This window comes from Microbacterium arborescens (genome assembly GCF_049707515.1).
Taxonomy (GTDB): domain Bacteria; phylum Actinomycetota; class Actinomycetes; order Actinomycetales; family Microbacteriaceae; genus Microbacterium; species Microbacterium arborescens_B.
Window position 1 is genome coordinate 129740 of sequence record NZ_JBNAFI010000003.1, and the last position, 22653, is coordinate 152392.

Genomic DNA, 22653 nt, shown 5'->3' on the forward strand with positions numbered 1-22653 from the left:
ACTACGCACATGTGTTGTCGAGCACGGTATATCAGGCAGATAGCCATCCACAAGGCACGTATCGCGGTCCTAGTCCGTAGTCGCGCTACACAAACCGACTGATCTTAGGAGCTCTACTCCTCGTCGGCTCGCGCGGCCGTGGCCGCCGCGGCGCCGGAAGCGGCCCGAGACAACCGTTCGACCGTCGCCCAATCGCCCGTTTGCAACGCGTCGGCCGGCACCATCCACGAACCGCTGACGGCGAAGACCGCGGGGTCGGCGAGGTAGTCGCCGGCGTTCGCCGCCGAGACGCCCCCCGAGGGGAGGAACCGCACGTCCGGGAACGGGCCGGCGAAGGCTCGCACCGCCGCGAGGCCGCCCACGAGACCGGCGGGGAAGAGCTTCAGGTGACGGAGGCCGCGGCGCAGCGCCGCCTGGATGTCGCTCGCCGTGGCGACGCCGGGAACGATCGGCAGGCCGCGCTCGGCGCAGCGGTCGACGACGTCCGCGTCGAAGCCCGGCGAGACGGCGAACGCGGCTCCCGCCTCGACGACCGCGTCGACTTGGTCGGGGTCGACGACGGTGCCCGCGCCGACGAGGATGTCGTCACGATCGCGCAGCGCCCGGATGGCCTCGATGCCCGCGGGGGTCCGCAGCGTGATCTCGGCGCAGCGGATGCCGCCGGCGACGAGTGCGTCGGCGAGGGGGTGCGCGTCGGCCGCATCGTTCAGCACCACCACCGGCACGATCGGTTCGCCGCGCAGCGGTCCGGCGCCGGTCAGCGGTTCGGCCCCGGTCATACCGGGAACCCGACGCCCGCGGTCAACAGCACGTTGGCGTACGGGGTGTCTTCGGCGGTGCGCACCGCGAAGCGGATGTCGTCGGCCCGCTTCAGCTCGGCGTGCGGCACCGCGGTAGCTTCGGGCAGATAGCCCTCGATGGCGCGGGCGATGCTCGGGTTCGCCCCCGCGAGCTCGTCGGCGACGATCGCGGCCTCGACGACGACCTCGGCGAGGATCGCGTCGAGGACGGGGACGAAGCCGGGCAGGCCGTAGACGACCCGGAGGTCGATGACCGGCACGCCGGACGGAACCGGGAATCCCGAGTCGGTCACGAGGAACCGGTCGGTGTGGCCGAGCCCGGCGAGCCGCCCCGCGAGCTCGGCGTTGAGGATGCCGCGACGCTTCATCAGGCGTCCTGCGACGTCGGGGCGACCACGATCTCGCGGAAGCTGATGTGCTGGGGCAGCTGGTACGCGGTGAGGATCGCCTGCGCGATGTCGGCGGGACGCAGGCCACCGCCGATGCTGCTCTTGTAGTCGAGGTACCCGTCCAGGACGGCGCCGTCGCCGGTGTTGCCGAGCAGGCCGGTGTCGACCATGCCCGGGGCGACGAGGAGCACGCGCACGCCGTGGGCGGCGTTCTCGCGGCGCAGCCCTTCGGTCATGGCGTGCACGGCGTACTTCGTGCCGTTGTAGACGGTGTGGTCGGTGTAGAGCTGCTTGCCGGCGATCGAACCGATGTTGACGATCGTGCCGTGACGGCGCGCCTGCATCCCGGGAAGGACGAGCTGGCTGTTCTTCATCAGCGCGACGCAGTTGACGTCGAACTGCTCCTGGACGAGCGCGGGGTCCTGCTCCGCCACCGACGACAGGGCCATCAGGCCGGCGTTGTTCACCAGCAGATCGGCGGGACCGAAGCGCTCCTCGGCGCGTGCGAGCGCCTCGGCGACGGCCGCGGTGTCAGTGACGTCGACGGCGGCGAGCTCGGCGTTCTCCAGTCCGAGCTCGGCCATGGGCTCGAGGCGGCGGGCGATGAGCAGGAGCGGGTGGCCGGCGGCGGCGAACGCGCGCGCAGTGGCGGCGCCGATGCCGGAGCTCGCGCCGGTGATGACGACGAGGGGAAGGTCGGTCATGAGGGGTTCTCCTGTGTCGGGGTGAGGGAGGCGAGAGCGGCGACGGCCGCGTCGAACCGGGCACGGGCCTCGGCGTAGGACTCCGGGGCGGTGGGCGAGATCTCAGCGAGGGCGGCGTGTGCGGCATCCGCCTGCGCGAAGTCGTCCCAGACTCCGAGACCCACGAAGGCGATGGCAGCCGCCCCGAGCGTCGCGGCCTGCTGGTCGACCGGCGATTGCTGCAGGGGGGAGCGGAGGATGTCGGCGTAGATGCCGTTCCACAGCGACGACCGACTGCCGCCGCCCGTGATGAGCAGGGGTTCGCTCGAGCCGCTCAGCCGCCGCATGAGCGTCAGGCTGCGGTCGAGGGAGAACGCGATGCCCTCGAGGCACGCGCGAACGAGGTCCGCCGGCCTGGCGCCGAGGTGCAGCCCGGTGAACCCGCCGCGCGCGGCGCTGCCGCCCTCGAGCGGGGTGCCCCCGGCGAGCGTGGGCACGAAGGTCACCCCCCGCGAGCCGGGTGCGCTGGCGGCCGCGAGGTCGATGAACGCGCCGGTCTCTGCGCCCGGAGCGAGCGTCGCGCGCAGCCATTCGAGGCTCGTGCCGCTGCTGAACGTCGACAGCGCGCTGATGAACATCCCGGGGATCGCGTGAGCGAACACGTACGGACGCGCGTGGTCATCGATGACGGGCTCGGACGACGTGACGGTGATCCAGCTCGACGAGCCGAGCGCCGCGTAGATGCGGCCCTCGGCCGTCCCGCGCGAGCCGAGCGCCATGGCGGCGTTGTCGACGGCGCCCGCGAAGACCGGGATGCCCGAGGGCAGGCCCAGCGTCGCCGCCGCGTCGTCGGTGAGCGATCCGACGACGGCGGCCGACGCCACGATGGGCGGGAACAGGCCGCGGTCGAGGCCGGCCGCGGCGAGGAGCTCATCGTCGTAGTCGCCCGCCGTCAGGTCGTAGGCGCCGCTTCCCGATGCCATGGAGTGGTCGGTCGCGAGCTCTCCGGTGAGCCGCAGGTTGATCCAGTCCTTCGACCCGACGAGGTGGCGCGTTCGCGCCCAGGCATCCGGCTCCTCGGCTCGGAAGGCCGCGGCCTTCGTCAGCGGATAGAGCGCAGCGCCGAAGCCGTTGCCGGTGCGGCGATACCACTCCGACTCGGCGACGCGGGCGAAGACCTCGTCGGTGCGGCCCCGGGTGTCGGACCAGATCGGCGTCGTGGGGGCGACGAGCTCGCGGTGCTCGTCGAGCTGCACGGCGCCGAGGCTCTGCCCCGACAGCGAGATGCCGGCGATGCGGCCGCGGGCCGAGGGCTCCCGTTCGAGCAGCGCGCGGGTCGCCGCCGCGACGGCATCCCACCAGTCGGCGGGTCGCTGCTCGTTGCGGCCCGGTGCGGGGTGACCCGTCGGGTACGACACGACCGTCTCGGCCACCACCGTCGCGGCCGGGGTCCACAGCGACGCCTTGCAGCCGCCGGTGCCGAGGTCGTAGGCGAGGACGAGGTCGTGAGAGGTGCCGAGATCGCTGGAGGTGCCGACGGCGGTCATCGTCAGCGCGTCGAGCCGGCGAGCTCGCCGAGCCGGTCGAAGGCCGGGCCGGAGGTCGGGATGTCGACGTCGAACACCTCGGCGATCACCTGCGTCCACCCGTGCACGAAGTAGATCCAGCCGTCCTCGACCTGCAGAGCGCGCGACTGCTCCTGCGCGCGGGCCTGATCGAGGAAGACGAGGTCGCCACGGTAGTTGAGGTCCCAGGCAACGCCGCGCTCCGGGAACACTCCCGCGTCGGTGAGCGGCGAGCCGGGTGCGTCCTTCCCGAGTCCGGTCGCGTTGACGACGAGCGAGCGCGGCGCGAGGCCGGCCAGCACGCGGTCGTTGTCCTCCGGCGTGGGGGTCAACACGTACTCGAAGGCGGTGTCGGTGTCGAGCTCGGCGTGGATATCGCGGATGTGGTCGAGTCGCTGCGCCGAGCGGTTGGTGACGACGATGCGCTCGGGACGGTCGGCGCCGGACTCTCGACGCGAGAGGTACCAGCTGATCGCGATCGTCGATCCGCCGGCGCCCATGCAGAGAGCGTCGGCGCCGGAGCCCTCCCAGTACCCGCGTGGCAGGAACGCGTCGAGGGCGAGGCCGCTCGAGATGGGGTCCTTCGCGTGGCAGATGAGCCGTCCGTCGCGCTTGGAGATGCAGCTCGTCTCGCCCATGAGGCGGGCGAACGGGTCGATTTCGTCGAACATGTCGGAGCAGGCCGCGAAGAGGTCGATCTTGTGCGTGGTGACGAGGGCGCCGAGGCTGAGCGGATCGTTCGCGATGAACTCCACGACCCGGCGGTAGTCCTCGCGCGGGGCGTGCAACGGCAGGTCGATGCCCTGCAGCACGGCGCCGTCGAGTCCGAGCTCATCGGCCCAGCGCGGGAACACCTGCTGGATCGACGACCGCCCGGTCGTGACGCCGATGAAGTAGAGCGTCGGGGTCTGCGCGGGGCGGAGGCCGGTCGCGTTCATGGTCTGGATGATGCTCATGCGTCGTCTCTCCGGGAGGCCGCGACCGCCGCGACGGCGGAATCGGCGTTCATGCCGAACCGGGTGACCCCGAGGGCTGCCATGGTGCGGATGGTCTCGATGTCACGGATGCCGCCGGCGGCTTTGATCGCGGCGCGACCGTCGACCTGCTCGGCGATGATCCGGATGTGCTCGATCGTCGTCGGGCGACCCGACCAGCCGGTGCCCGTCTTGATCCACGGGATGCCGGCGGCGACGGCGGCATCCACACCGCTGCGCAGCGCCGTCTCGTCGAGGTGTCCGACCTCGAGGATCGCGCGCAACGGGACCGCGTCTGCGACGACCTCGGCGACCGCGGCGAGCTCATCGGTGACGTACCCGGTCTCACCCGAGCGGAGCCGCCCGATCGCGACCACGACGTCGAGCTCCTGGGCGCCGAGGTCGAGGAGCTCGCGGGCCTCGGCCACCTTCGTGGCCGTCGTGGCGCCACCGCTGGGGAATCCGACGGGCGAGCCGGCGAGCACGCCGGTGCCGGTGAGGAGCTCGCGCATGACGGGAAGCCAGCCGGGCAGGACGTGCGCGCTGACGAAGTGTCCCGCGGCGGCACGGCGGGCGAGCTCCTCGATGTCGGCGCGGGAATGTGGCGCCTGGACGCAGCTGATGTCGATGTGGGCGGCGAGGTCGCTCAGCACGGCCTCGGCACCGACCGCGGTCGTGACGTCAGACACGGTAGCCTCCATGGTCCGGGTTCGGTCGGGTGGTCCAGCCGCCGGCGTCGTCGGCGACCACGAGCTGGCTCATGCCGCCCGCGCGTTCGATGATGCCGTAGTCCTGGCCTGCCTCGGTGGCGTAGGCGAAGAGGGTCACCAGCAGATCGTCACCGACGTTCACGCTGCGGTGCACCCATCCGCCGGGCACGTGAACGGCGATGCCCGGTCCGATCGGGACGGCGCGGGATTCCCCGTCGACGCTGTCGAGGAGCATGACCCCTGAGCCGGAGACGCCGAAGTACAGCTCGGCGAATTCGGCCTGCGCGTGCAGGTGCCCGCGGGTCATGGCGAACTCCTCGCCGACCCGGCCGGGGCGCAGGACGCTGAGGCCGATCGTCAGGGCACCCCGCCCCGTCTCGGGTGTGCTGCCGTCGACCCAGTAGACCGGCGCGCCGTCGTCGGAGGCGAGCGCCGCCTCGAAGGCGGGCGCGTCACGGTACAGGCCGCGCAGGTCGGCGAGGTGCTTCTCGTAGCGTTCAGCGGGTCCCGTCAGAGAGCCGGACAGGGCCTCGACGGTGAGGGCGGCGGGTTCAGCCGGTCGTGCAGCAGCGCACATGCTTTTATCCATTCGTTGCGATCCGGGTCTCGGATCGGTAGTGATACTACGCGAATCCAGGGTGAGCATGCAATGAACGGCGACAAGGACCCGATCCGGCCGGTTCATCCGGTAGTTGTGCTACTTCTAGAAGGGTGAATCATCTCGCCTTGCATTCCGGCTGGCAGCTCACGCACGTCGCCGGCGACGTGCCCGAGTCGTTCGCTGAGGCCACCCGCTCGAGCATCGCCGCCACGGTTCCCGGCGTCGTGCACACCGACCTTCTGGCGGCGGGACTCATCCCCGATCCGTACGTGGACGACAACGAGTCGGCTCTGGCCTGGATCGGGCATTCGGACTGGGCGTACGAGACGACCTTCTCGTGGGCCGCCGACGGCGAGACGCATCACGACCTCGTCGCAAACGGGCTCGACACCGTCGCGCGCGTCATCCTCAACGGGGAGGAGATCGCTCGCACCGCCAACCAGCACCGCACCTATCGGTGGCGGCTCGGCGCTCTTCTGCGCGAGGGGGAGAACACGCTGCGTATCGAGTTCGCCTCGCCGATCGCGTATGCGCGCGAGCGCGAGTCCGTGCTGGGCGAGCGACCCCATTCGTACGTCCACCCGTTCAACGCCATCCGCAAGTCCGCGTGCAACTTCGGCTGGGACTGGGGCCCCGCGCTCGTCACCGCCGGCATCTGGCGCGACATCGGGATCGAGGGATGGAGCGAGGTCCGCATCGCCGCGGCGCGCCCCGTCGTCGGCGTCGACGGCGACCCACGGCGCGTCGACGTGCATGTCGAGCTCGAATGGCAGGAGCTCGACCCGGATGCCGACGGCGCGGATGCCCGAGAGCTCTCGGCCGAGGTCGCCGGTGAGCGTGTCACCGGCTCGGTGAGGCCCGGCGACGAGCGAGCGGTGCTGTCGATGCGCGCTGCGGATGCCGACCTGTGGTGGCCCCGCGGCTACGGTGAGCAGCCCCTCTACGAGCTGCGGGTGGCCGTGGGCGCCGCCGAGGTGCGCCGTCGCATCGGCTTCCGCTCGGTCACGCTGGACGTCGAGGCGGACGAAGACGGCAGCCCTTTCGCGCTCGCCGTCAACGGCCGCGCCGTCTACATCAAGGGCGCCAACTGGATTCCCGAAGACACCTTCTTCCCGCGCGTGACCCGCGAACGGCTCGCGGCCCGCTTCGACGACGCCGCCGCGGCGAACATGAACCTGCTCCGCGTGTGGGGCGGCGGCATCTACGAGTCGGAGGACTTCTACGACCTGGCCGACGAGCGCGGCATCCTGGTCTGGCAGGACTTCCTGCTCGCCTGCGCCGCGTACAGCGAGGATGCCGAGCTGTGGGACGAGTTCGCCGCCGAGGCGCGCGACAACGTGTCGCGGCTCACCGGGCACGCGAGCCTGGTCATCTGGAACGGCGGCAACGAGAACATCTGGGGCTGGGTCGACTGGAACTGGCGCTCGCGGCTGCGCGGCGCGACGTGGGGCGACGGGTACTACCAGCGGCTCTTCCCGGACATCGTGGCGGAGCTCGCCCCGACGACGCCGTACTCGCCGGGCAGCCCTTACGGATTCAGCACGTACATCCACCCCAACGACCCCGCTCACGGCACCACCCATATCTGGGACGTCTGGAACCAGGTCGACTACGACGTCTACCGCACCTACCGTCCGCGCTTCGTGTCGGAGTTCGGCTTCCAGGGGCCGCCCGCGTGGTCGACGCTGTTTTCGGTGGTCCACGACGAGCCGGCCGACCCGTACGGGCCGCTCATGCTCGTGCACCAGAAGGCCCAGGACGGCAACGGCAAGCTCGAGCGCGGCCTCGGCGACCACATCGGCGCGCCCCGCTCGATCGAGGACTGGCACTGGGCGACGCAGCTCAATCAGGCGCGCGCGGTGCGTTTCGGCATCGAGCACTTCCGCTCGCTGCATCCGCTCAACCAGGGCGCGATCGTCTGGCAGCTCAACGACTGCTGGCCCGTGATCTCGTGGGCCGCGGTCGACGGCCACGGCCACCGGAAACCGCTGTGGCACGCGCTGCGCGATGTCTACGCCGATCGGTTCGCCACGCTCCAGCCGCGTGCGGGCGGGCTCGCGCTCGTTCTGCACAACGACACGGATGCCCGCTGGCAGGCCGATGTCTCGCTGCGGCGGCTCCGGTTCGTCGGCGCCGTACTCGCCGATGAACCGTCGACCGTCGAGGTCGAGCCGCGCCAGGCCGTGACGATCGCGGTTCCCGCGTCGGTGGCGGACGCCTCGGACAGCTCGCGCGAGGTCGTCACCGCCGAGCTGTCGACCGGTGAGCGAGCACTGTGGTACTTCGCGGAGGACCCGCGCCTCGAGCTCGATGCGGCGGGCTACGAAGCGGACGCGGCGGCGACGGACGCGGGCTACCGGATTCGCATCACAGCCCGCTCGCTCGTCAAGGATCTCGTGCTGCAGGTCGACCGTGTCGACGCGGCGGCGCGAGTGGACCGGGGGCTCGTGACGCTCCTGCCGGGTGAGTGCGGGACGTTCACGATCGACGCCCGGCCGGGCATCGACCCGCAGGCGTTCACGGCGCCCGGCGTCATCCGCTCGGCCGGCGATCTCACCCCCGCCCGCGTCGAGGCCTGACGGACGGACCCCGCTGCCGGCCCGCCGGCGTCAGACGCGCCAGGCGAGCCAGGCGGCGGGGTTCCGTCGCAGGACGCGCTCGACGACGTCGTCTCCGGCGGCGTCGCGCAGGCGCGGCACGAAGCGCTCGCCGAGGTAGCGGAGGCCCGGGATGCCGCCGTAGGCACGGTAGCGCGTCGCTCGGGCGACGTCGCCGCCGAGCAGCACCCGGTCGGCTCCACCGCGGCGTGCGGTCTCGGTCAGGCAGTCGATCAGCACCGAGTCGGGCCAGTCGCGCGCTCGCGCCGCGCCGTCGTAGCCGAGGAACGAGCCGCGCGCGGCGAGCTCGGCGTGCAGCCCCGGGTCGGGGTTGCGGTCGACGTGGGCGAGCGCGACACGGTCGGCGGCGACGCCGACGGCGGCCAGGGCGTCGAGAGCCTCGTGAGCGGCCGTGCCGTGCTCGAGGTGCACCATCACCGGCGCCCCGGTCTCGCGGTGCGCCGCACCGACCGCCGCTATCGCCCGCCGGGCCGCGTCGTCGATGCGCCAGTAGCCGAGGCCGACCTTGAGGACCCCGGCTCGCGGCGCGGCATCCGGGTCGGGATCGGGCGCGGGATACGGGTCGGCGGAGTCCGGGTCGAGTCCCTCGACGGCGCCGAGGGTCAGGTCGCGGAGGAACGCGGTCGCGAGCTCGTCCTCGGATGCCGTCAGCAACGGGTGGTCTTCGGCATAGTGCTCGCGACGGTGGGCGCCCGTGGTCATGACGACGATCACGCCCGTCCCGCGCGAGATCCGTCGGATCGCGGCCGGACGTCGCCCGAGGCCGAGCGGTGTCGCGTCGACCAGCGCGGCGAATCCCGAGTCCCGCAGCTCCGCCGCCTCGCGCGACGAGGCATCTTCGTCGTCGAGGTCGTCGCCGGGCAGCAGAGGAGAGCGCTGGAACAGGTGCTCGTGGTAGTTCACGGAGCCGAGGTCAGCGGCGTCGACATCGCCCGTGACGGTGCGCACACGCCCCGGCGCCGCGCTCATGGCACGACCGGATGCCGCGGCTCCCGGCCCTCGAGCACGGCGCGGAGGTCGGCGGTGGCCATCCCGCCCATGCCGTCGACGCCCTCGCGCGTCTGCGCAGCGAGGTGGGGCGTGACGATCACGCTGTCGGCGAGGTCGGGGGCGAGCAGGGGCGAGGCGCCCTCACCGTGGTTCTCGGTCGCGAGGGTGTCGGCGGCGTAGGCCCAGACGCGGCCGGAGCGCAGCGCTGCAGCTACCGCATCCTCGTCGATGAGATCGGCGCGAGCGGTGTTGACCAGCACGACGGGTCGGTCGGACGCTGCCAGCCAGGCCTCGTCGACGACGGTCTGACCACCGGGGGCGTGCAACGTGACGACGTCGCACTCCTGCGCGAGGTCGTCCGCCGATACCGGCTCGACGGTCTCGTAGATCGGGTCGTCGGCCGCGACCCACGGGTCGGCCCCGAGCAGCCGCGGCCCGAATCCGCCGAGCCGCTGGATGACGAGGCGGCCGATGCGGCCGAGGCCGAGGACACCGACGGTCAACGCTGACAGCTCGCGCGCCTGCCAGCCCGACCAGTCGCCGGCGCGGACGCGACGATCGGCGGCGGGGATGCCGCGCAGCGCGGCCAGGACGAGCGCCACGGTGTGCTCGGCGACCGCGGCGGAGTTGGCGCCGGGGGTATTGGTCACCACGACACCGCGCTCGGCTGCCGCGGCGACATCGACCTTGTCTATGCCGACGCCGTAGCGTGCGACGACCCGCAGCGCCGGTGCGAGGTCGAGGTGTGCCGCCGAGACCGGTCCGGTGCCGGCGATCCAGCCGTCGACGGTGGGGAGGAGCTCGGCGAGTTCGTCGAGATCGTGAGCGGGGCCGGACCGGACCACCTCGTAGCCCGCGGCATCCAGTTCGGCCGCGAAGTCGGTGCCGCCGCCCCCGAACGAGCGGGACGTGACGAGCACGCGCGGTGCGCGGCCCTCGGTCACGGTGCCTGCTCGCCGTCGGAGGCGGCTTCCTCGGGCGCCGCGCCGTGACGCATCGAGGCGAGCTCGCTCTTCATCCGGCGGATCGCGTCGGTGTGCTCGGGGCTGCGGCGCAGCGCGACGCCGGTCGCGAGGATGTCGATGACGACCAGGCCCGCCAGGCGGCTCGTCGACGGCGTGTAGACGTCGGTGTCCTCGAATGTGCGCGCGATGAGCGGCACCGTGGCGATGTCGGAGAGCGGGCTCGTGCGGCCGGTGATCGAGATGACCGAGGCGCCGGCCCTGCGTGCGGCCTCGGCGACGATCATCGTCTGCTCGGTGTGACCCGTGTTCGAGATCGCGACGGTGACCGACTTCGGCCCGCTCATCGTCGCCGCGATGAACTGCTGGTGGAAGTCTTCGGGAGCCTGGCACGGCACGCCGAACAGCGGGAACTTCTGCTGCGCGTCCTGCGCGATGATGCCGCTCGCGCCGAAGCCCACGAACAGGATGTCGGATGCGCCCAGGATGAGCGCGATGGCCTCCTCGACCGCGGCGGCGTCGAGCGTGCGGCGAGCCCGGTCGAGGCTCGAGATCGTGTGGTCGAAGATCTTCTCCGACAGGTCGGCGCTCGAATCCTCGGGCGTGATCGACGAGTGCGTGACGGGGAGGCCGAGCGCGAGGGTCTGGGCGAGCTGGATGCGGAAGTCCTGGAACCCCTCGCAGCCCACCGAGGCGCAGAATCGCATGACGGTCGGCTCGCTGACCTCGGCGGCCTCGGCGAGTCCCGCCATCGTGAACTGGACCGCCCCGACGGGGTTGTCGAGCACGATCGCCGCGACGCGCTGCTCCGATCGCCGCAGGCTGGGCAGCTGCCGCGTGATGCGTTCGAGGAGCGTGTCGCTCGAGTCCTCCGTGGGTGCTGCAGTGGTGCCGGATGCGCCGGGTGCGGTGTCCGTGGTCACGGATCCCCCCTCCATGTAGTATCGCTACAAACCTTACCCCACCACCTCGGAAGGGCACAGAGATGTACCGCGAACGGCTCGAACTGGACGGCAGAGTGGCCGTCGTCACCGGCGGATCCCGGGGCATCGGACTCGCCTGCGTGACCGCGCTGCGCGAGTTCGGCGCGACGGTGGTCATCGCCGATCTGCTGGACGACGTGGGCCGCGACGCGGCGGAGTCGTTCGGCGAGGGCGTGGAGTACGTCCACCTCGACGTCACGGATGCGGCGGGCGTCGCCGGGGTCTTCGCCGACGTCGCCGCTCGCCACGGGCGGCTCGATGTCCTCGTCACGTCGGCCGGGATCGCCAACCATCAGCCGTCGTCGGAGATCACGCGCGAAGCGTGGGACGCGGTGCTCGCCGTCAACGCGACCGGGACGTTCTGGTGCGCTCGCGAGGCCGCCCGGCACATGGGCCGGGGTGGATCGATCGTCGCGATCGGCTCGATGTCGGGCGAGCTCGCGAACGCGCCGCAGCGGCAGGCCGCCTACAACGCGTCGAAGGGCGCGGTGCACCTCGCGGTGAAGTCGCTCGCCGTGGAGTACGTCGATGCCGGCATCCGGGTCAACGCCGTCGCTCCCGGCTACATCGGCACCGACCTGACGAAGGACGGTGTTCCGGGCGAGTGGTGGGACGACTGGATCCGCCGCACGCCGATGCAGCGGCTCGGATCGCCGGAGGAGGTGGCCTCGCTCGTGGCCTTCCTCGCATCCGATGCCGCGTCGTACCTCACCGGGTCGATCGTCCTGGCCGACGGGGGCTACTCGGCCTGGTGAACCGGACCGCCGGCTCAGGCGTGCGCGCGGAGCGTGTGCACGCCTGAGCCGACCTCGCGCCGCACGCCGGGCAGCACGACCTCGGCCGTGACTCCGACAGGGATCTCGCAGGTCAGCTCGACCTCGTCGCGCAGCAGCCCGTCGCCGCCGCGCCGCCAGCGGACGGACAGTTCGCCATACGGTGTGCGCACGCTGCCCTCCGCCGATGACAGTGACGTCGCCGTCACACCGGGGGCGATGCGCGCGCGGCGCCAGCCCGGCGCGAGCGGACGCAACCCGGCGACGTCGCCGAAGAGCCAGTCGTCGATCGTGCCCAGGAAGTAGTGCCCGCGCGAGCGCGACTCGGGCTTCCAGTGCTCCCACAGGGACGTTGCCCCGAGCTCGACCCAGTGACCCCAGCTCGGGAAGGTCGTCTGCGTCGCGACCGCGACGGCGGCATCCGCGTGCCCGAATCGCGTCAGCACCGGCAGGATGTGCTTCGTCGCCAGCGCGCCCGTCCACAGGTGGTCGCCGCGGGCGCGTACGTCCGCCGCCAGCCGATCGGCCGCGGCCTGTCGCGCGTCCTCGGGCAGGATGTCGAATGCGAGGGCGAGCACGGCGTGGGCCTGCCGGTACCCGTCGTCACCGTCGCCGCGGACCTCGGCGCACGCGGCGTCCCAGAACGCCTCGACGAACGCGTCGCGACTGCGCCGCGCCGCTGCCAGCCAGTCGTCGGCCGGTTCACCCAGCTCCGCCGCGATCGCCGCCGCCGTGTCGCACATCGCGACCAGGTACGCGGTCGCAGCGACGCGGGCGTCCTCGGGCGGGTTGCCGCCGCCGGCATCCGTATCGGGAGCCACCCAGTCACCCAGGGTCGTCTCGGCGATGCCGCCCGGCGACCGCTCGAGCTCGAACCGGAGGTAGTCGCGGGCGTCGGGCCAGATCTCCGCGAGCACCGCGCGGTCGCCGCGCTGCACGTGCACCTCCCACGGCACGAGCAGGAGTGCCGAGTGCCACGTCGGCGCCGGCGACCAGTCCATTCGCCAGCCGCCGTGCGGGGCGATGACCTGCGGGGCGCCGGCGCCGTGGCGCGAGTGCGCGATGTCGGCCGACCACTTCGCGAGCAGCTCGTGCGTGTCGAGGTTCTGCAGCATCATCCGCGCGCCGACCATGCCGTCGCCGGTCCAGCCGTTCTTCTCGTATTTCGGTGTGTCGGTTGGGATGCCGTGCAGGTTGCTGAGGATCGTCCGGACGGTGAGTCGGTGGATCGTGTTCAGCAGCGGCTCGGAGCACGAGAAGCGCCCGATCTGCGGCGCCCGGGTGTGCACGATCGCCGCCCGCAGCCGGGGAAGCCGGGCCGCGCGCACCTCGACGTAGCGGAAACCGTGCCACGTGTACCGCGGGTGCCAGCGCAGCGGGCCCGTAACGCTGGTGTCGTCGAGGATGATGCGGTCGGTCTGGAAGCGCCCGTCGAAGTAGCCCTTCTCGTCCTCGTGGTTCGGGGTGCCGTCGGGCTCGAGCGTCTCGCCGAACCGCAGCTCGATCACCTCGCCGGGCGCACCCTCGGCCTCGATCTCGACCCAGCCCGCCACGACCCGCTCGAACCCGACGACCCAGCGCCCGGCTGCGAGCTCGACGATCGACTCCGGCTCGAGATGCCCGGCCACGACGATGGGCGGCTGCCGCTGCGGCTCGGGGGTCCCGGCGGGTCCGGCGGCGAGCCGCGCACGCGGCCACGCGGCGTCGTCGAATACAGGGCTCCCCGCCTCGGGGATGCGCAGACGCGCGTCGAAGTCCTCGCCGGCGTAGAGATCGTCGCTGCGGGTGGGACCGTCGGTCGCACGCCAGTCGGGGCCGGTCGCGACGACCTGTTCGCCGGCGGGCCCGCGGGTGACGAGGAGCAGCCGGACGCAGGGATCGTCGTGCCACGGAGCCGTCTCCCAGTTCCAGGTGTTGCGTCCGCGCATACCGTAGAAACCGCGTCCGAGTTCGGCGGTCAGCACGTGCCGCCCCGGCGTCAGGCGATCGGTGACGTCGACGACGGTGTACTGGGTGACGACGTCGTAGTCGGTGAACCCGGGGCCGAGCACCGAGTCGTCGACCGCGACACCGTCGAGTTCGACGTGAGCCAGGCCGCCCGCGGCGACGACCAGGTAGGCCTCGGTGGGTGCGGCGTCGAGGGCGAACGAGCCGCGCACGATCGGGGCCGCAGCCGACGGCTCGGCCGCACCGATCCAGAGGGCACTGCGCCAGTCCGCGTCGACGACGCCCGTGACGAACGTGCCGGCGCCGGTCGCCGCGCCGGTCGCCGCGCCGGTCGCCGCGCCGGACGTGGTGCCGACCTCGACGCGCCACCGATGACGGGCGAGCGGGGCCAGCGATGGGCCGCCGTAAGGGATGTCGATCGAGCGGTCGTCGGCGACGACACCGGAGTCCCACACCACGACGTCCTCGAGATCGCGGACCTGGAGTCGCCAGGACGTCTGCCGGGTGCCCGGTTCGTCGGCGACGACCTCCCACCCGAAGACGGGCCGGGCGCCGGTGCCGACGCGGTCGGTCTCGTGGTCGACCGTCAGGTGCTGCAGCCGGGTCACGCGTCCGCCCTCAATGCGGCCAGCTCGACGCTGTCGCCGTAGTGCGCGTCCAACGCGGAGGCGACCGCGGGGTGGGCCTCGAGGAACCGCCGCAGCGGCACGGGCTCGTCCTGCGGGCGGGTGCGCTTCTGATTGATCTCGCCCAGCAGGCTCCACCGGCGGTCACCGAGGTCCGACGGCTCGACGGCGGTGCCGTCGTAGGCGGTGTAGTCGAACACGCGGACGCCGTCGTCGTCCGACACGACGCCGAGGCGGAAGCCGGCGGTCATGAACCAGGTGACCGTCTCGCCCAGCCGAGAGGCCTGGACGCCGCTGCCGTGCTGCTGCAGGAGGTACGCCAGCCCGTCGTTGTCGGGATGCCGAGCGCGCCACTCCTCGCCGAAGTCGGCGATCGTCGGCATCCGGAGGTCGGGCCAGCGCTCGCGCAGTCCGCCGAGCCAGCCCGCCCAGGCGTCGAGCATGGTGGGGTCGGTCTCGAGGCCGCGGGCGACCTCGCTGATCTCGTAGTTGACCGTCAGCCAGCCGAGTCCGTTGCGCTCGACGTTGCGATCGTTCAGGTGCGCCTCGCTCGTGGCATTCAGCTCGCGCAACGCCTCGGCGCGGGGGAGCCGGTGGAGGGTCTCGATGGGGCCGAGGCCGAGCCGAGAGTTGTAGTCGGACGACATCCCGGCGGTGCGCGCCGCGACGAGATCGACCGTCCAGCCGTCGAGCTGGACCGCGTCGATGCGGTCGTCGCCGCGTCCCGGCACGAGGAAGTGCGAGGGCGACGGGTAGTACGGGTAGGCGATCGAGCCGTCTCCGTCCTGCAGGTCGATGTCGAACTGGCTCCAGATGTTGCCCTGCACCGTCCGCATCCCGCGCTCGCGGGCGTCGGCGATGTTCCGGGCCGAGAGGAACCCGGCCACGAGCGACCGCGGTGCGCGTCCGAACTCCTGGGCGATGATGTCGGCGGCATCGGCGATGTCGCGCGAGACGTCCTCGCGCGATCCGTACAGGTTCGCGAAGAAGCCTCCGGGAACGAAGGCGATGTCGTCGTCGTGCGCCTCTGCGACGCGTCGCACGGCCGCGCGTACGTCTCGGTAGCGTGGCGACTCGTCGGTGAGCGCCCCCCACGACATCGCCCAGGTCAGGCGGGCATCCGGGATCGCGGCCCGCACCGCGTCGGAGAAGCGCTCGACGAGGGCGGCGGAGTGGAGCTCCGACTCGTCCTCCCACAGCGAGCGGGTACGGGTGGCCTCGATCTGGTGGCGTCGGACGACGGTGTTGACGTTGATGCGGCGGCCGATCGCGTCCGGCTGCTGGGAGGATTCCATGAGGCATCACCCTAGCCAGGATCCGCTGCGAGAAAGTAGTGGCACTAGCGAAATCGACGCTCGGAACGTCTCGTTTCGATAAACCCGAGACGAAACGGGCGTAGATGTGTAGTATCGCTACCAATACCCGGACGTCGCGCCGCCAGCTGGCGCAGACCATCGATGAAGACAGGGAGAAGCCATGAAGAAGTGGCTCAAGGGGACAGCATTCGTCGGAGTCGCGCTCGCGACCATCGGCACCCTGACCGGGTGCGCGGGTGACGCAGCCGGTGGGAAGACCGAGATCAGCTTCCTCATGTGGGGTGACGGCGGCGACACGCAGACCGCATACGAGGACGTCATCGCCTCGTTCGAGGAAGCCAATCCCGACATCTCGGTGAACGCCGAGTTCCTCAACACGAACGACTACGACAACATCCTCAAGACCCGCCTCTCCGGTGGTGCCGGTCCGGACGTCTACGGCTTCGACCTCGGCAACATCGACACCTTCGTCGCCGACGGCTTCGCAGCAGATCTGTCCGAGGGTGGCGAGAGCTACCTGTCGAAGCTGAACCCCGAGGCAGCCGAGGACTCGCAGCGCGCAGGCGGCACCTACAACCTGCCGATCTCGCTGTCGGGCAACGGCCTCATCTACAACAAGGCATTGTTCGACCAGGCCGGTATCACCGAGGAGCCCACGACCTACACCGAGCTCCTGGCCGCCTCGGAGAAGCTCAAGGCCGCGGGCATCACGCCCTTCGCCATGAGCGCGCAGGACAACTGGTGGCCGCAGTTCATCGTCTACTACCCGCTGGCCGAGCACGGCGCGAACGAGGAGCTCGGTGCCGAGATGGCCGCCGGCGAGACGACGTTCTCCGACAGCGAGGCGTGGGCGGAGTCGCTCGACATCGTCCGTGAGCTGACGCCGTACTACATGCCCAACCCGGTCGGAACGAGCCAGACGGCCGCACAGTCGGCGTTCCTCAGCGGACAGGCGGCGATGTTCCCCGCGACGTGGATCCTCTCCGACGCACGCGACGCCGACCTCGATGTCGAGTACATGAACTTCCCGACCACCGATGACGGATCGGACTCGATCTGGGGCACGTACCAGGTGCGCTTCGGCCTCAACCCGAACAACGGCGACGCCAAGCTCGACGCGGGCCAGAAGTTCCTCGACTACTTCATGCAGGACGACGTCTACACGGAGTTCCTCGGCAAGGTGAAGCTGTTCCCGACCACCACCGGCATCGAGATCGGCGCGGACGTCGACCCGCTGTTCCCCGACATGCAGGCGTCGTGGGAGGGCAAGCAGTTCGTCGCCGCGTTCTCGCCGACCGACCCGAGCATCCAGGACGCCCTGCTCGTGGGCCTGCAGAACATCATCAGCGGTGAGCGCGACACCCAGCAGGTGCTCGCCGACCTCGACACCGCCCTCGCCCAGTACGTGGCGAACAACCGATGAGGCACGGTTCCCGTGTCCGTCCCGCGAGCGCGGCCGCTGTGGCCGCGCTCGCGGCGGCGGCGCTCGCCGGATGCGGCAGCGCGGGCGGCGGCGGGACCGAGCTCAGCTTCCTCATGTGGGGTGACGGCGGCGACAACCAGAAGGCGTACGAAAACGTCATCGCGGCCTTCGAGGACGCCAATCCCGACATCACCGTCAACGCCGAGTTCGTCAACACCAACGACTACGACAACGTGCTGAAGACCCGCCTCTCGGGAGGCGCGGGGCCGGACGTGTACGGCTTCGACCCGAAGAACCTCACCGACTTCATCCAGGACGGTTTCGCGGCCGACCTGTCGTCGACCGACTTCCTCGGGAGGCTCGACGAGGCGGCGGCGCTCGAGGCCAGTCGCGACTCCGGCGGAGACGGCGCGTACTACGTGCCCATCTCGCAATCGGGCAACGGCATCATCTACAACACGGCGCTCTTCGAACAGGCGGGCATCACCGAGATCCCGCAGACCTACTCCGAGCTGAAGGATGCAGCCGCGAAGCTCTCGTCCGCTGGCATCGTGCCGTTCGCGATGTCGGCCCAGGACAGCTGGTGGCCGCAGTTCATCGCGTACTACGCGATGGCCCAGCACGTCTTCCCGGACTCGCCCGACATCATCGACGAGTTGCTGGGCGGTGAGACGACCTTCGCCGAGACCCCGGGGTACGAAAGCGCTCTCGAGGTCGTCGAGGACCTGGTGCCGTACTACATGCCCGACCCGGTCGGCACGAATCAGGCGGCGGCGAAGACGGCGTTCCTGACGGGCACGGCGGCGATGTTCCCGGCGACGTGGATCCTCGCGGATGCCCGTGCCGCGGGCGTCGAACCCGGGTACATGAACTTCCCGACGCTCGACGCCGACGTCGCCGACATGTGGGGGAGCTACCTCGTCGCCTGGGGCATCAACCCCGGCAACGACAAGACCGACGCCGCCGAGCGCTTCATCGACTTCTTCTTCGAGGACGACGTCTACACCGAGTTCCTCACCGGAGTGAAGGCTTTTCCCGTGACCGAGGGGATCGACGTCTCATCGGTGGATCCGCTCTTCGGCGAGATGGAGGCGGCCTGGGAGGGCAAGACCTTCCGCCCGATGGTGCTGCCGGCCCACCCGCAGCTGCAGGAGACGCTCCTGGTCGGCATGCAGAACCTCATCGCCGGACGAACCGATGCGGCGGCCGTCGTCACCGAGCTCGACGCCGCCCTCGAGGAGATCCGCGCCTCGCGATAGTCCACAGCGGTAGCAGCGCTACCGAAGACCCCCGGATTCGGCCCGTTAACGGCGGATCCGGGGGTCATTTCTCTCTTATTGTGTAGTATGGCTACACAACGCAACTCAAGGAAGTGTTCCGTGACCCGACTCCTCACCCTCGAGGATCCGCATCTCTCGATGCGCTTCGACCCCCGCACCGGCGGACTCGTGCGCTTCGATGATGGCAGGACCGGCGCCTGGCTGGAAGAGGCGAACGCGGGTTCGCTGTTCGTCCTCGAGATCCCGCGCGGCGGCGACCGGACCGTCGTCGTCCAGACGTCGCAGCAGACGCTCACCGGCCATGAGATCGACGAGGCGAACAGCATCCTGACGCTGCACTGGAACGACCCGGTCACCTCCGCCGGAGAGCGACTCGCGGGCGACATCACGGTCACGGTCGCGATCGAGGACGGCGTCGCACGGCTGGCGTTGTCGTTCCGCCTCGTCGAGGGCGAGGTCGAAGCCGTACGCTTCCCGTCGCTGCGGGGCGTGCGCCCGGCCGCGCCGAAGCTCGAGCTGCGTGGCGTCGACTACTCGACCGGCACGCGGGTCGACCTGCTGCCGGTGTTCGACAGCAACGCGCCCTACTGGGGCACGATGTACCCCGACTACGCCAGCGGCAACCTGCGCCCCGAGCTCGTCGGCAACCCGACCTCTCCCTTCGTCGCGCTCGTGACCGACACCGGCGGCATCACCGTCATGCCGGCCGTGCCGACGCTCGACTTCATCGGATGGCGCGCGTCGCTCGAGCCCGGCTACGCCGACAGTCTCGCCCGCACGGCGGGCCCGGACGCCGCCGTGACGCTCGACGCGATCCACTTCCCCGCGGCGACGGGCGACCGCGTCGAGGTGCCCGTCATGTCGCTCGCGCCCTACGCGGGAGACTGGACCGCTTCGCTGAAGCCCTACCGTCGGAACCAGGCGCCCACCCGTCGCTCGCGGGCCGCATGGCTCGCTGAACCGCGCCTGTGGCTGCAGGTGCAGCTGATGTCGACCGAGGGCGAGGCCCGGTACGACTTCGACGACCTGGTCGACATCATCGAGGAGTGCGCCGCCGCCGGAATCGGCGCGATACAGATCGTGGGGTGGAACGAGGGCGGTCAGGACGGGCTCGTCCCGTGGCACCGGCCCTCGGCCAAGCTGGGGGGCCCCGCGAAGCTGCAGCATGCGCTCGATCGGGCCCGCGAGCTGGACGTCGCCACGATGCTCTACGTCAAGTACGTGTGGGTCGAGAAGCCGGGGCCTCACTGGAACGAGCTCGAGCGCTTCGTCTCACGCGACCCGAACGGTCAGCCCTACGCCCAGCCGGGACCGGTGTACCACTCCTCGCGCAAGCGATACGGCATCAGCACGCCCTGGTACGTGCCCCTGTGCTTCGGCGTGCGCGAACTGCGCGAGCGCATCGCGAACGAGGTGGCCGAGATGGCCTCGTGGGGCGCGGACGGCATCCTCGCCGACGAGTCGCTCTACCACGGGCGTGCGCTGCTCTGCTTCGCCGACGACCACGGCCATCCCGTCGGTGCGAGCGCCTTCACGTGGGACGCGGCGTACCTCGACGACATCCGTGCGCGCCTCGGCGACGCCGCCGGCACCTTCGTCATCGCCGCCGAGGGCGCGTACGACGCCCAGTTCGAGGACTACGACGTGTCGTACTTCCGCAGTGCGTCGGTGCAGCACCGCCCCGTCGGCAGGATGCTGCGCCCCGATGCGCGCATCGTCACGGCACTCACCGGCTTCGACGAGCACGGGATGATCGCGCAGAGCATCCTCGACGGCTACGCGATGAGCCTCGAGCCCTTCAACTTCAAGGGCCGTCCCGCCGACATGCCGGCGACCGTCGAGCGCGCCCGCCGGGCGGAGGACGTTCGCCGCCGCTACGCCGACTGGCTCTGGAACGGCGAGCTCGTCGGCGGCGACGCCATCTCGATCCGGGGGCTGGACGGCTCCGAACCGGGCGCGCTCGTGCGCCACACCGTGTGGCGCCGTGATGCCGATGACTCCTCGCGCGTCGTCGTCGTCGCCAATCTCGGCGGGGAGGCCGTCGACCTCCACCTCGACGGCCTCGCCGACGGCGCGCAGATCGAGCGCCTCGACGGCTCGCCCGGCGCCGCACTGGGCCAGACCCTCACCATCGACCCGCGCGACGCCGTCGTCGTGGTTGCCCCGACCGACCCGATTGGAACGAGATGAGCAGCACGCGCGTCGAAGATCCCCGCGTCCTCGCTGTGGACGACCCGCAGAACGTGAGCGCGTTCCGCAAGCGCACGACGCTCGCGGAACGCCTGTGGACCGGCAGGAGCTCCACCGGCAAATTCTGGGTGGCGATCTCGCCGGCCCTCATCCTGTACCTCGTCTTCACGGTGTACCCGATGGGCCAGGTCGTGGTCGCGAGCTTCACCGACGCCCGCGGATTCAATCGCGCCTGGGAGTTCCTCGGCCTCGACAACTTCGTGCGCATCTTCTCGGGCGACCCCGTGCTCATGGAGGCGGTCGGCAACACCGCGATCTACGGCTTCTTCAAGATCGTCGTGCAGACGGTGCTGGCATTCCTGTTCGCCGTGCTGCTGCACCGGCAGCTGCGGCTGGGGAACATCTACCGCGCGATCTTCTTCGCGCCGATGGTCATCTCGCCGGTCGCGATCGTGTTCGTGTGGAGCTTCATGTACGACCCCACGACGGGGACGTTCAACACGATCCTCCGCAGCCTCGGCATGGGAGGTCTCGCCCAGGACTGGCTCGGCAACTACGATCTCGCCCTCTACAGCGTCATCCTCGTCGACCTGTGGAGCGGGCTCGGCTTCAACATCGTGATCTTCCTCGCGGGCCTGTCGACCATCCCGGGCGAGATCCTCGAGGCGGCCAAGGTCGACGGTGCGCGCGGCTGGAAGTCGCTGCGCTTCATCACACTGCCGCTCATGATCCCCTCGATCGGACTGGTGCTGGTGCTCTCCATCAACGGCGCACTGCGGGCGTTCGACACGGTCTACCTGATGACCAGGGGCGGGCCGGGCAACTCGACGCAGCTCTATATGACGCAGGTCTTCCAGGAGGGCATGGTCAACAACAACTTCGGCTACGCCTCGGCGATGGCCGTGCTGGTGATCATCGTGCTGATCGCCATCGCCGCGGTGCAGAACCGCCTGAACAACCGCATCGCCGCGGAGGAGGAGGGTCGATGAACGGCCGCACCACGGCGCGTCTGCTGCGGCGCGTCCCCGTCAACGTCCTGCTGATCGTCCTCAGCATCCTGATGATCTACCCGCTCGTGATCATCGTGATCACGGCGTTCAAGCCGAACCTCGAAGTGCTGACCAACCCGACCGGTCTGCCGATCTCACCCACCTTCGACAACTTCGTCACGTCGTGGAACGAGGCGGACTTCTCGAATCTGTTCGCGAACTCGATCCTGCTGACCCTCGTCAGCATGACCGTCGCGACGATCGTCGCGGCCCTCGCCTCGTATGCGATCGTCCGGCAGGCCACGAAGGTCGGCTCGGGGATCTACCTCCTGCTCGCGGCCGGCATCTTCCTGCCGATGCAGCTCGCGCTCGTCCCGCAGTTCCGCGTCGTGCGCGACCTCGGGCTGATCAACAGCTACGCCGGCGTCATCCTGCTCTACATCGCCGGCGCGCTGCCGTTCGGCGTCTTCCTGATGGCGGCGTTCATGCGGCAGGTGCCGCGTGAGATCGTCGAGGCGGCCGTCATCGACGGCGCGGGCTACTTCCAGCTGTTCTGGCGCATCTTCTTCCCGCTCGCGCGTCCGGCGGTGGCGACCTTCTGGGTCCTGCAGGGAGTGGGCGTGTGGAACGACTACCTCGTGCCGCAGCTGCTGCTCACCGACCCGAACAAGCGGACGCTCACGACGGGCGTGCTCTACTTCAAGGCGCAGTACCTCGCCGACTGGGGCAACATCATGGCGGCCGTCCTCATCATGAGCCTGCCGATCCTGCTGCTGTTCGTCTTCGCGCAGCGCTACTTCGTCAGCGGCCTGTACGCGGGTGCGGTGAAGTAAG

The 22653-nt window shown here is 70.6% G+C and carries 19 protein-coding genes; 7 read left to right on the plus strand and 12 right to left on the minus strand.

The genetic code is table 11. The annotated features are described in order from the left end of the window. Nucleotides 1-113: 113 nt before the first annotated feature. Genes eda through ACPYN5_RS07635 form a run of 7 tightly spaced genes read right to left on the minus strand, consistent with a single transcriptional unit; the run spans nucleotide 114 to nucleotide 5698 of the window. A complete protein-coding gene (gene eda, locus ACPYN5_RS07605) occupies nucleotides 114-779 on the minus strand; it encodes a bifunctional 4-hydroxy-2-oxoglutarate aldolase/2-dehydro-3-deoxy-phosphogluconate aldolase (protein WP_424448373.1) in 666 nt (221 codons plus the stop codon). Then, a complete protein-coding gene (rbsD, locus tag ACPYN5_RS07610; RefSeq protein ID WP_424448374.1) occupies nucleotides 776-1168 on the minus strand; it encodes a D-ribose pyranase in 393 nt (130 codons plus the stop codon). The genes eda and rbsD overlap by 4 nt, the downstream gene beginning before the upstream one ends. Then, on the minus strand, nucleotides 1168-1893 hold the full coding sequence (locus ACPYN5_RS07615) for an SDR family oxidoreductase (protein WP_424448375.1): 726 nt from the start codon (nucleotides 1891-1893) through the stop codon (nucleotides 1168-1170). Before ACPYN5_RS07615 ends, rbsD begins: the two co-directional genes overlap by 1 nt. Beyond that, on the minus strand, nucleotides 1890-3419 hold the full coding sequence (locus ACPYN5_RS07620; RefSeq protein ID WP_424448376.1) for a xylulokinase: 1530 nt from the start codon (nucleotides 3417-3419) through the stop codon (nucleotides 1890-1892). The genes ACPYN5_RS07615 and ACPYN5_RS07620 overlap by 4 nt, the downstream gene beginning before the upstream one ends. Before the next feature lie 2 nt (nucleotides 3420-3421). Continuing rightward, nucleotides 3422-4393: a shikimate dehydrogenase family protein gene (locus ACPYN5_RS07625; protein WP_424448377.1), complete on the minus strand. Its 972-nt coding sequence runs from the start codon at nucleotides 4391-4393 to the stop codon at nucleotides 3422-3424. Further along, nucleotides 4390-5100, minus strand: a complete 711-nt coding sequence (deoC, locus tag ACPYN5_RS07630; RefSeq protein WP_424448378.1) for a deoxyribose-phosphate aldolase — start codon at nucleotides 5098-5100, stop codon at nucleotides 4390-4392. The genes ACPYN5_RS07625 and deoC overlap by 4 nt, the downstream gene beginning before the upstream one ends. After that, entirely contained in the window at nucleotides 5093-5698 is a 606-nt protein-coding gene (locus ACPYN5_RS07635; protein WP_424448379.1) for a glucose-6-phosphate isomerase family protein, read from the minus strand. The genes deoC and ACPYN5_RS07635 overlap by 8 nt, the downstream gene beginning before the upstream one ends. Before the next feature lie 149 nt (nucleotides 5699-5847). Here ACPYN5_RS07635 and ACPYN5_RS07640 point away from each other — a divergent pair, with 149 nt between their 5' ends. Further along, nucleotides 5848-8301, plus strand: coding sequence for a glycoside hydrolase family 2 protein (locus tag ACPYN5_RS07640; protein ID WP_424448380.1), 2454 nt, complete (start codon nucleotides 5848-5850; stop codon nucleotides 8299-8301). A gap of 30 nt (nucleotides 8302-8331) precedes the next feature. Here the strand turns inward: ACPYN5_RS07640 and ACPYN5_RS07645 are convergent, their stop codons facing one another. Genes ACPYN5_RS07645 through ACPYN5_RS07655 form a run of 3 tightly spaced genes read right to left on the minus strand, consistent with a single transcriptional unit; the run spans nucleotide 8332 to nucleotide 11215 of the window. Beyond that, nucleotides 8332-9309 carry a phosphotriesterase family protein gene (locus tag ACPYN5_RS07645; RefSeq protein ID WP_424448381.1) on the minus strand — a complete coding sequence of 326 codons (978 nt, stop codon included), beginning with the start codon at nucleotides 9307-9309 and terminating at the stop codon, nucleotides 8332-8334. Next, complete coding sequence (locus ACPYN5_RS07650; RefSeq protein ID WP_424448382.1) at nucleotides 9306-10274, minus strand: NAD(P)-dependent oxidoreductase; 969 nt, start codon at nucleotides 10272-10274, stop codon at nucleotides 9306-9308. Before ACPYN5_RS07650 ends, ACPYN5_RS07645 begins: the two co-directional genes overlap by 4 nt. Beyond that, nucleotides 10271-11215 (minus strand): SIS domain-containing protein, encoded by a 945-nt coding sequence (locus ACPYN5_RS07655; protein ID WP_424448383.1) that lies wholly within the window; start codon nucleotides 11213-11215, stop codon nucleotides 10271-10273. Before ACPYN5_RS07655 ends, ACPYN5_RS07650 begins: the two co-directional genes overlap by 4 nt. A gap of 62 nt (nucleotides 11216-11277) precedes the next feature. On the opposite strand from ACPYN5_RS07655, the gene ACPYN5_RS07660 reads away from it, so the two are divergent. After that, nucleotides 11278-12030, plus strand: a complete 753-nt coding sequence (locus ACPYN5_RS07660; RefSeq protein ID WP_424448384.1) for an SDR family NAD(P)-dependent oxidoreductase — start codon at nucleotides 11278-11280, stop codon at nucleotides 12028-12030. Nucleotides 12031-12044: 14 nt separating this feature from the next. Here ACPYN5_RS07660 and ACPYN5_RS07665 read toward each other — a convergent pair whose 3' ends face one another. Together ACPYN5_RS07665 and ACPYN5_RS07670 are read right to left on the minus strand one after the other, a co-directional pair. Then, the gene (locus ACPYN5_RS07665; protein WP_424448385.1) at nucleotides 12045-14603 is read right to left on the minus strand and encodes a family 78 glycoside hydrolase catalytic domain; all 2559 of its coding nucleotides are present in this window, start codon (nucleotides 14601-14603) and stop codon (nucleotides 12045-12047) included. Further along, nucleotides 14600-15916, minus strand: coding sequence for a DUF3863 domain-containing protein (locus tag ACPYN5_RS07670; RefSeq protein WP_424448386.1), 1317 nt, complete (start codon nucleotides 15914-15916; stop codon nucleotides 14600-14602). Before ACPYN5_RS07670 ends, ACPYN5_RS07665 begins: the two co-directional genes overlap by 4 nt. Nucleotides 15917-16097: 181 nt before the next feature. On the opposite strand from ACPYN5_RS07670, the gene ACPYN5_RS07675 reads away from it, so the two are divergent. The 5 genes from ACPYN5_RS07675 (at nucleotide 16098) to ACPYN5_RS07695 (ending at nucleotide 22652) form a co-directional block, all read left to right on the plus strand. Then, nucleotides 16098-17360 (plus strand): ABC transporter substrate-binding protein, encoded by a 1263-nt coding sequence (locus tag ACPYN5_RS07675; protein ID WP_424448387.1) that lies wholly within the window; start codon nucleotides 16098-16100, stop codon nucleotides 17358-17360. After that, the gene (locus tag ACPYN5_RS07680; protein WP_424448388.1) at nucleotides 17357-18619 is read left to right on the plus strand and encodes an ABC transporter substrate-binding protein; all 1263 of its coding nucleotides are present in this window, start codon (nucleotides 17357-17359) and stop codon (nucleotides 18617-18619) included. The genes ACPYN5_RS07675 and ACPYN5_RS07680 overlap by 4 nt, the downstream gene beginning before the upstream one ends. 120 nt (nucleotides 18620-18739) lie before the next feature. Then, nucleotides 18740-20830, plus strand: a complete 2091-nt coding sequence (locus ACPYN5_RS07685; RefSeq protein WP_424448389.1) for a DUF6259 domain-containing protein — start codon at nucleotides 18740-18742, stop codon at nucleotides 20828-20830. Further along, nucleotides 20827-21819, plus strand: a complete 993-nt coding sequence (locus ACPYN5_RS07690) for a carbohydrate ABC transporter permease (protein WP_424448390.1) — start codon at nucleotides 20827-20829, stop codon at nucleotides 21817-21819. The genes ACPYN5_RS07685 and ACPYN5_RS07690 overlap by 4 nt, the downstream gene beginning before the upstream one ends. Beyond that, on the plus strand, nucleotides 21816-22652 hold the full coding sequence (locus ACPYN5_RS07695; protein ID WP_424448391.1) for a carbohydrate ABC transporter permease: 837 nt from the start codon (nucleotides 21816-21818) through the stop codon (nucleotides 22650-22652). The genes ACPYN5_RS07690 and ACPYN5_RS07695 overlap by 4 nt, the downstream gene beginning before the upstream one ends. Nucleotide 22653: the final 1 nt, after the last annotated feature.

Excerpts from the sequence above, each read along its gene's own strand:
- eda (WP_424448373.1), bottom strand. The coding sequence starts at position 779 with ATGACCGGGGCCGAACCGCTGACCGGCGCCGGACCGCTGCGCGGCGAA.
- rbsD (WP_424448374.1), bottom strand. The coding sequence starts at position 1,168 with ATGAAGCGTCGCGGCATCCTCAACGCCGAGCTCGCGGGGCGGCTCGCC.
- ACPYN5_RS07615 (WP_424448375.1), bottom strand. The coding sequence starts at position 1,893 with ATGACCGACCTTCCCCTCGTCGTCATCACCGGCGCGAGCTCCGGCATC.
- ACPYN5_RS07620 (WP_424448376.1), bottom strand. The coding sequence starts at position 3,419 with ATGACCGCCGTCGGCACCTCCAGCGATCTCGGCACCTCTCACGACCTC.
- ACPYN5_RS07625 (WP_424448377.1), bottom strand. The coding sequence starts at position 4,393 with ATGAGCATCATCCAGACCATGAACGCGACCGGCCTCCGCCCCGCGCAG.
- ACPYN5_RS07635 (WP_424448379.1), bottom strand. The coding sequence starts at position 5,698 with ATGTGCGCTGCTGCACGACCGGCTGAACCCGCCGCCCTCACCGTCGAG.
- ACPYN5_RS07645 (WP_424448381.1), bottom strand. The coding sequence starts at position 9,309 with ATGAGCGCGGCGCCGGGGCGTGTGCGCACCGTCACGGGCGATGTCGAC.
- ACPYN5_RS07660 (WP_424448384.1), top strand. The coding sequence starts at position 11,278 with ATGTACCGCGAACGGCTCGAACTGGACGGCAGAGTGGCCGTCGTCACC.
- ACPYN5_RS07670 (WP_424448386.1), bottom strand. The coding sequence starts at position 15,916 with ATGGAATCCTCCCAGCAGCCGGACGCGATCGGCCGCCGCATCAACGTC.
- ACPYN5_RS07675 (WP_424448387.1), top strand. The coding sequence starts at position 16,098 with ATGAAGAAGTGGCTCAAGGGGACAGCATTCGTCGGAGTCGCGCTCGCG.
- ACPYN5_RS07680 (WP_424448388.1), top strand. The coding sequence starts at position 17,357 with ATGAGGCACGGTTCCCGTGTCCGTCCCGCGAGCGCGGCCGCTGTGGCC.
- ACPYN5_RS07690 (WP_424448390.1), top strand. The coding sequence starts at position 20,827 with ATGAGCAGCACGCGCGTCGAAGATCCCCGCGTCCTCGCTGTGGACGAC.
- ACPYN5_RS07695 (WP_424448391.1), top strand. The coding sequence starts at position 21,816 with ATGAACGGCCGCACCACGGCGCGTCTGCTGCGGCGCGTCCCCGTCAAC.